The sequence below is a fragment of the Neobacillus drentensis NBRC 102427 genome (assembly GCF_001591445.1).
In the GTDB taxonomy this organism is placed as follows: Bacteria; Bacillota; Bacilli; order Bacillales; family Cytobacillaceae; genus Neobacillus; species Neobacillus drentensis.
The window spans coordinates 1-2555 of record NZ_BCUX01000121.1; the positions used below are offsets into that span (position 1 = coordinate 1).

Consider the following 2555-nt stretch of genomic DNA (forward strand, 5'->3'; position numbering starts at 1 on the left):
ACAAGTAGTGCCTGACCCCCAATCTATTAAAGTATTAACGCATTGGGGGTCAGGCACCTTTTTTGTTTTTCTTGTTTTATTGAAACAATATATCGTCTCTTAGTGAAGCTACTTTAGTTAAAGCTGTTTCTATGTCTGCTTCATTCACTCCAAAGTGAGCAAGTGCATCGTGAAGATGTTTTACATTAGCATTAAAATGCTCTGGTTGGAGATTCATCCCTTGGTGAGCTTTTGCCATAGATTGACCAGAATATTTCTGTTTCAATACCATTAAAACAACTTATGGTAGAACGAAATTGGATTCAAGAAGCACCTCCGTATATAATTAATGTTAAGTGATAATATATGTTGAACTAACGTGTGCTAGAACGAAAGATTTTTAGCTGTCGTTGAGGCAACTTTTCTTGTTTCACTAACGGAGTTTAGTTGAAGAAGTAGACTTAACAATAATCGAAAAACTAAAAATTTAAAGACAGACAGGAGTTAAATAAGATGATAAAAGGTTTCGGAGGAATATTTTGGAGAACTAAGAATATTGAAGTTGTAAAAAAATGGTACAGTGAAGTGTTGAAGATTGAAATAAATAATTGGAATATGGCTATGATTAAACCCGAATCAGGGAGTGAGACTATCTTTTCTTTCTTTCCTGAGGATGACAGTTATTTTCCAATAGAACAACAAGTGATGTTAAATTTCCAAGTTCATAATATAGACGAGACTATTAAGCATCTTGAACAAATTGGTGTACCTATTGAAAAGAAAGAAGAGAATAGTGAATTTGGAAAGTTTATTTGGATTAAAGATCCAGAAGGTCGACTGATCGAGCTTTGGGAGAAATAAGAGCTAGCGAATACATTAACACAAAAAGGAATACTATTAAGAGCCTAAAACATGCAGGTTTTTATGCATAACTTGCGTATTTCGGCTCTATTTTCATTCATAATTAAGACACGCTTGACGAATAAGTTCTGTCAGGCACCCTTCTTCTTTACTAAAGGTTAAACTAGTGAAGATTAATGTATATTCATTCTTTTGGGTAATACAGTAGAAGTGAAGACTGCAGCTATCATGGAGGAATGAACTAAGGTCCAATTCAACGAGGGGCAACTCTGCATGTGTGGATAACTACTGCTTTATAATCCATTTTCAATAAAGTTAATGAGGTGAATTATGGAATCTGAAAGACAATCGAGAAAAAATTTTTTTGGATTAAATTCAGTGATTGTTGTTCTTGGAATGGTAAGTCTTTTGACAGACCTTTCGAGTCAGATGATTGTTCCTATCCTTCCACTATATTTAACTTCAGTATTACACGTACAAGTCGGGACTGTGGGCATTATCGAAGGGATTGCTGAGAGCACGGCAAGCATTTTAAAGTTTTTCTCTGGGTGGATTTCTGACCGATTTGGTAAAAGAAAATTGTTAATGGTTGTAGGTTATGGACTATCCAATCTGATTAAACCTTTTTTCGCATTATCATCAAACTGGGGTCAAGTTCTCTTTATTCGGTTTGCAGACCGTTTTGGTAAAGGAATTCGTACATCCCCAAGAGATGCCATCCTTGCCGATACCACTACAAAAGAAGAACGTGGAAAAGCATTTGGATTTAGAAGGTCAATGGATACACTAGGAGCAGCTCTGGGACCTTTTGTGACATATTTAATTCTTACTCAGTGGAATGGGAGTTATCAGGCAGTATTTTGGTTATCTGCAATCCCTGGATTAATTGCAACTTTGCTACTCATCTTCTTCTTAAAAGAAAAAAGAAATCCAATAAAAACACCAAGCAATGTAAAAAAGTTGCCTAGTATTAGCTTCAAGGGGCTTAATTCACGTTTTGTGTGGTTCACACTTATAACTACAATCTTTACTATAGGGAACTTCTCTGATGCGTTCCTTATCTTACGAGCAAAAGACGTTGGAATGGCTGCCGAATATATTCCACTGACTTATTTTGCATACAACATTATTACAAGTATATTTTCTACTCCATTTGGTATGATTTCTGACCGTATCGGTCGCCGACCAGTTCTAATTACAGGTTATGTAATGTTTGCACTCATTTATCTCGGCTTCGGTCTGGTACATACTGTCTTTGGGATTTGGGTATTATTCTTTATTTATGGGCTGTACTATGCCACTACTGAAGGTATTCAAAAGGCTTATGTAGCAGATATGGTACCAGAAGGGCAACGAGGTATGGCTATGGGAACATTTAATGCATTAACTGGTATAGCTGCATTGCCCGCAAGCGTAATGGCAGGGTTTTTGTGGCAATCCTTTGGTGCTTTTACAGCTTTTGGTGTGAGTAGTTTACTCGCAATAATTTCAGCATTGCTAATGTTCATCCTCCGCATATAACTGGGGAAACTGTTTCCAAATGGTTAAGGTGAGATATTGTCAAAGAGGATCAAGGGGATTCACTTGTTATTTTTATATAAGAAGTCTTATCCTTAATTGAATAACCAGTGATACTTAAAATAAGCGGAGATTTTCCGGTTAAATGCTGAATGGAGCTCAGTTCGAGGTAAATAAGCGGAGGTTTTCCGATTAAG

2 protein-coding genes and 1 pseudogene are annotated in these 2555 nt (G+C 36.4%); 2 read left to right on the forward strand and 1 reads right to left on the reverse strand.

Annotated features, from left to right (window positions below; genetic code table 11):
• Positions 1 to 76 precede the first annotated feature (76 nt).
• Positions 77 to 256, reverse strand: a pseudogene (locus BDR01S_RS24395) (globin domain-containing protein); the annotation flags it as partial.
• Positions 257 to 492: 236 nt separating this feature from the next.
• Here BDR01S_RS24395 and BDR01S_RS24400 point away from each other — a divergent pair.
• The gene (locus BDR01S_RS24400; protein ID WP_066250626.1) at positions 493 to 840 is read left to right on the forward strand and encodes a VOC family protein; all 348 of its coding nucleotides are present in this window, start codon (positions 493 to 495) and stop codon (positions 838 to 840) included.
• Positions 841 to 1170: 330 nt separating this feature from the next.
• Positions 1171 to 2361, forward strand: coding sequence for an MFS transporter (locus BDR01S_RS24405; protein WP_066250630.1), 1191 nt, complete (start codon positions 1171 to 1173; stop codon positions 2359 to 2361).
• Positions 2362 to 2555: the final 194 nt, after the last annotated feature.

Bases quoted from the DNA above. Each gene is read 5' to 3' on its own strand.
- BDR01S_RS24400 (WP_066250626.1), top strand. From the start codon at position 493: ATGATAAAAGGTTTCGGAGGAATATTTTGGAGAACTAAGAATATTGAA.
- BDR01S_RS24405 (WP_066250630.1), top strand. From the start codon at position 1,171: ATGGAATCTGAAAGACAATCGAGAAAAAATTTTTTTGGATTAAATTCA.